This is a genomic window from Sulfurovum sp. (genome assembly GCF_041562805.1).
Taxonomy (GTDB): domain Bacteria; phylum Campylobacterota; class Campylobacteria; order Campylobacterales; family Sulfurovaceae; genus Sulfurovum.
This window is the reverse complement of the sequence record NZ_JBFFOH010000212.1, coordinates 1-3,580: the sequence shown is the minus strand read 5'-3', so window position 1 is coordinate 3,580 and position 3,580 is coordinate 1. Positions and strand designations below refer to the sequence as shown.

Sequence of the window (3,580 nt, the reverse complement as noted above, 5' to 3'; positions counted from 1 at the left end):
TATAAGTGTACATAGTGTTAAGAGTATAAGTTGTTTTCTCATTAGTTATCCTTCATTTCGCTGAGTGTATAGAGTGTGAACAGTGTGTGATAATAGGCTTTCTGTGTAGCAAAAAGTTCTTGTTTAAGTGTATGATAGTTTTGTCTGTTAAGTAAGTACTCTATGACTGAACTCTCACCTAAGTCATAACTCTTTTTGATAAGAGGTAAGAGATCTTTTTTGTAGTCATGTAAATTGTTTTTGAGTGACTTTATCATCATAGCCTTACTTTTTAAAGTGGATCTTAATTCTGATAACATACTATTTTTTTCAGTCATTGTCTGTTCATACTGAAAACCAAGAGCAGCATTTTTATACATTGCTGCTGCACGTTCCTGTTCGGATCTTCTACTTGTAAAAGCAAGGGGTATGGAAACACCTACACTGTATTTATCAATATCTGTTTCTTTATCATATTGAACAGAGAGGTTAATAGAATCCACAGACTTTGAATGTCGTCCCAAGGCTACCTGTGTACTTTGTATACGCTTTTTGTGTGCCTCTTTTGAAAGTTCAAATGTATTTTCTTTTAGATCAGTATTTTCTCTAATTGGGTACATGTCACTACATGATAAAACAGTTTTCTGAGTATGGTTTATTCGTCCCAGAATAAAAAGTTTATTTTTAGATATTTTTTGTACCATTTGCATTTCCTGGAGGATTGAATAAAGCCTGTTTTTTTCAATTTCAAGCTGCATAAGCTCTGTTTTGGATATCTCTTGATATTTATATGCTTTCTGTTTCTTTTTATAAAGTGTAGAAAAATCTTGATAGTTTTGCTTAACACTTTTATAATTCTTATGATCTAAACAATGTTGATGATATAAATTCTTCAATCCATTTTTAAAACTCAAAACCTTTTTATCTTCTTCTAAAAGATAGGCTTCATTGTTAAGGCGTGTGATCGTTTGATCCTCTTCTTGAGTATTCCCCCATGAGAGTTGTTTGGAAACCCCAATAGAATATTCATAGTCATTGTTTCCAAATTCAGGATATGCTCTTGTACCTGTTCCATAAAGCTCCATTGGATCAGTCGAAGTGTCGGCTAAGTTTCTAGATTTAAGAAGAAGACGTTCTTTATCTATAGCTTGTGTAAGTGCGTTATTGTTATTTGCTGATGCTAATACATTTTTCAAAGTCAATATTGAACCCTGACTGAATTGTATCAGTAACACAAATAGGAAGATCTGTTTCATAAATTTATTTCTCTTTCTTGTATATAGTATTGAAAATCAGTCATTATCTTTCAAAAACATAAGATATAACTGAGCAGTGTTTTAATAAAATTGTAAATATTTGAGGGTTATGCTATTGGTGGCTTGTAAGAGGTTTTTTCAAGGGGAGGGCTGTATTCGAGCGCGAGATGTGGTATCGTCTCTCTTTTTGCAAATTGTATCTGTATGTTTTTAGAAGGTATTACAATAGCCATAAAATGGAACATACTGTGTATTTCATTGAAATCTGTACACTCTTGTGTAGGTGCAGCATCACTTAAGTAATGTGCTACATCAGTGTGTTTGTTTTTTTCGATAAGAGGCATCAGTGAATCATGAAAGATAGTAAAAGAAAGCATGAATAAGATTAAAAATATAATTTTTGACCGCATAACAGTATACTACCTTCCACTTTTTTGATTGTATTGTATCAACTCAATGTTAACGGTGTGTTAATTGTATAGAGTTAATTTTTTAAAAGGTTACAAAAACTCTCACTATACATAGGTAATAAAAAATGTTATTTGTATTTGCTGCTAGCACGAAAGAATACTGTCAATTAACAGCTTATTATTCCTTACTTAGGAGTCTATAATTTTTACATCCCAAAATTTCACCAAGACCACAAGCTTCACGAAAAAGTGATTTAACAACTGAATGATCAGAATCTTTATGTTGTGCCTCATAATACATGGCACCAAGATTATAGCAACCTAACCCACTGCCACCATAACAACTCTTTGTATAAAATTCTTCCGCCTTGAGACGATCTGCTTTCAGAGCTTTTCCATGCTCATACATATTTCCAAGATATGCACAACCAATAGCACTTCCGGCATTACACGACTTTTCATAAAGCTCTATCGCTTTAGGGTAATCTTTTTTTAATCCGTTAGCAAGTTCATACATATTTCCAAGATATGCGCAACCAATAGCACTTCCTGCATCACAAGCTTTTACATAAAGCTTTATAGAAGGAGCATACTGTTTTTGTGTACCGGCTTCAGGTTCATATCTTTTTCCAAGATTTGCACAGCCATTAGCATTACCGCCATCACAAGCTTTCTTATAATAGATCTTAGCCTGATTAAAATCATATCCACTATCATACATAGATCCAAGAGTATTACAGGCCTTAGGATCACCACCTACACATAATTTTTGATGTTTTTTATACTCATCGGCACTCAAACCTATCCCTGTTAACAGTATTAATCCAAATAATAACTTTTTCATTTCTTCTTCCTTATATATATTAAATTATACTTTCACTGTATTTGGTTCAGCTTAAGAATATAACTAAAATAAAATAATGGTTTTTTTTAGCAGGGAATGTTAAATATATGATAATAAATATAGGATATGAAGGTGTTTAGTTATTCTAAAATATTATATAAAGTCTGTATTAACTGTCTCTAAATAGGTTAGCTACCATACTTCAATATCAGTACCTTTGCAGTACTATATTTTATTAATCTTATATTGTATCCTTACTCATTATTTCGAGCTCTTTACACGCATCCTTCTCGCGATAAAAGCAAGCTATATCATAATAGTTTTGGGCTTTAGTTTTATTCTGTTCAACACCTAGACCTGCACGAGTCAGATCACCCATGATCTTACAGCTCTTGGCATCACCAGCAGCACAAGACCTTCTGGTATCTTCAATAGCGTTAGCACTGGCACCTATAGTCAACAGCATTACCACCAATATTATTTTTCCCATTCCTCTCTCCCTAATAGATTATATGAAGTCTATAAAATTATATATCGTCAGGACATTCATTGCACTCGTTGAGAATCTCTTCCATACCTTCTATAGAGATTATTTCCTGAATACATTTGTCCATTGAACTTATAAAGCTTTCCGATACTTTTCCTCCTGTATCGCAATAAATTGTGAGCATACGGCAGTATTTGGCTATTACATGTGAAGGTACTATTGAAGTATCCTCCATTTTCTCTTCTACTTTTTTAAGAAACTTTTTTACACATTTATCTGATAAATCTTGCATATGCATTTTTAACCCTTGGTCTTTTATGTCCGTAGTGTAGCAGAAGATATATAAAGGTGTGAAATAAATGTTTTAGAATGTATATAAAGGTAGAAATAGTAGAGGTGTGAAAAATATTAAGCCCCTAGTATAAGGGGCTTAGAGGACTAGTTTACTGTAATTTCTTTCTCAGTACCTTCCCAGATACCGTGTTTAGTACAGTAACCATGAGCAACAAGTTTAAGTTTTTTACCTGTTGGGATGATTGTAAATGTAGTTGTGTTATGTGCTTTAGTGTTACCAAGAGTTCCTGGAACATAAGAAGCTTTTGCT

At 32.9% G+C, this 3,580-nt stretch carries 6 protein-coding genes; all 6 read right to left on the bottom strand.

Annotated elements, in window-relative coordinates:
• Window positions 1-41: 41 nt before the first annotated feature.
• Window positions 42-1,235 (bottom strand): TolC family protein, encoded by a 1,194-nt coding sequence (locus tag ABYK33_RS14710; protein WP_373034053.1) that lies wholly within the window; start codon window positions 1,233-1,235, stop codon window positions 42-44.
• 107 nt (window positions 1,236-1,342) lie between these two features.
• The gene (locus ABYK33_RS14705) at window positions 1,343-1,645 is read right to left on the bottom strand and encodes a hypothetical protein (protein ID WP_373034052.1); all 303 of its coding nucleotides are present in this window, start codon (window positions 1,643-1,645) and stop codon (window positions 1,343-1,345) included.
• A gap of 178 nt (window positions 1,646-1,823) precedes the next feature.
• Complete coding sequence (locus ABYK33_RS14700) at window positions 1,824-2,489, bottom strand: tetratricopeptide repeat protein (RefSeq protein ID WP_373034051.1); 666 nt, start codon at window positions 2,487-2,489, stop codon at window positions 1,824-1,826.
• 241 nt (window positions 2,490-2,730) lie between these two features.
• A complete protein-coding gene (locus tag ABYK33_RS14695) occupies window positions 2,731-2,979 on the bottom strand; it encodes a hypothetical protein (protein ID WP_373034050.1) in 249 nt (82 codons plus the stop codon).
• Between the two features lie 37 nt (window positions 2,980-3,016).
• Window positions 3,017-3,274, bottom strand: a complete 258-nt coding sequence (locus tag ABYK33_RS14690) for a hypothetical protein (protein WP_373034049.1) — start codon at window positions 3,272-3,274, stop codon at window positions 3,017-3,019.
• Window positions 3,275-3,414: 140 nt separating this feature from the next.
• The coding region (locus ABYK33_RS14685) for a desulfoferrodoxin family protein (RefSeq protein WP_373034055.1) at window positions 3,415-3,580 on the bottom strand (166 nt) is incomplete at its 5' end.

Bases quoted from the DNA above. Each gene is read 5' to 3' on its own strand.
- ABYK33_RS14710 (WP_373034053.1), bottom strand. From the start codon at position 1,235: ATGAAACAGATCTTCCTATTTGTGTTACTGATACAATTCAGTCAGGGT.
- ABYK33_RS14705 (WP_373034052.1), bottom strand. From the start codon at position 1,645: ATGCGGTCAAAAATTATATTTTTAATCTTATTCATGCTTTCTTTTACT.
- ABYK33_RS14700 (WP_373034051.1), bottom strand. From the start codon at position 2,489: ATGAAAAAGTTATTATTTGGATTAATACTGTTAACAGGGATAGGTTTG.
- ABYK33_RS14695 (WP_373034050.1), bottom strand. From the start codon at position 2,979: ATGGGAAAAATAATATTGGTGGTAATGCTGTTGACTATAGGTGCCAGT.
- ABYK33_RS14690 (WP_373034049.1), bottom strand. From the start codon at position 3,274: ATGCATATGCAAGATTTATCAGATAAATGTGTAAAAAAGTTTCTTAAA.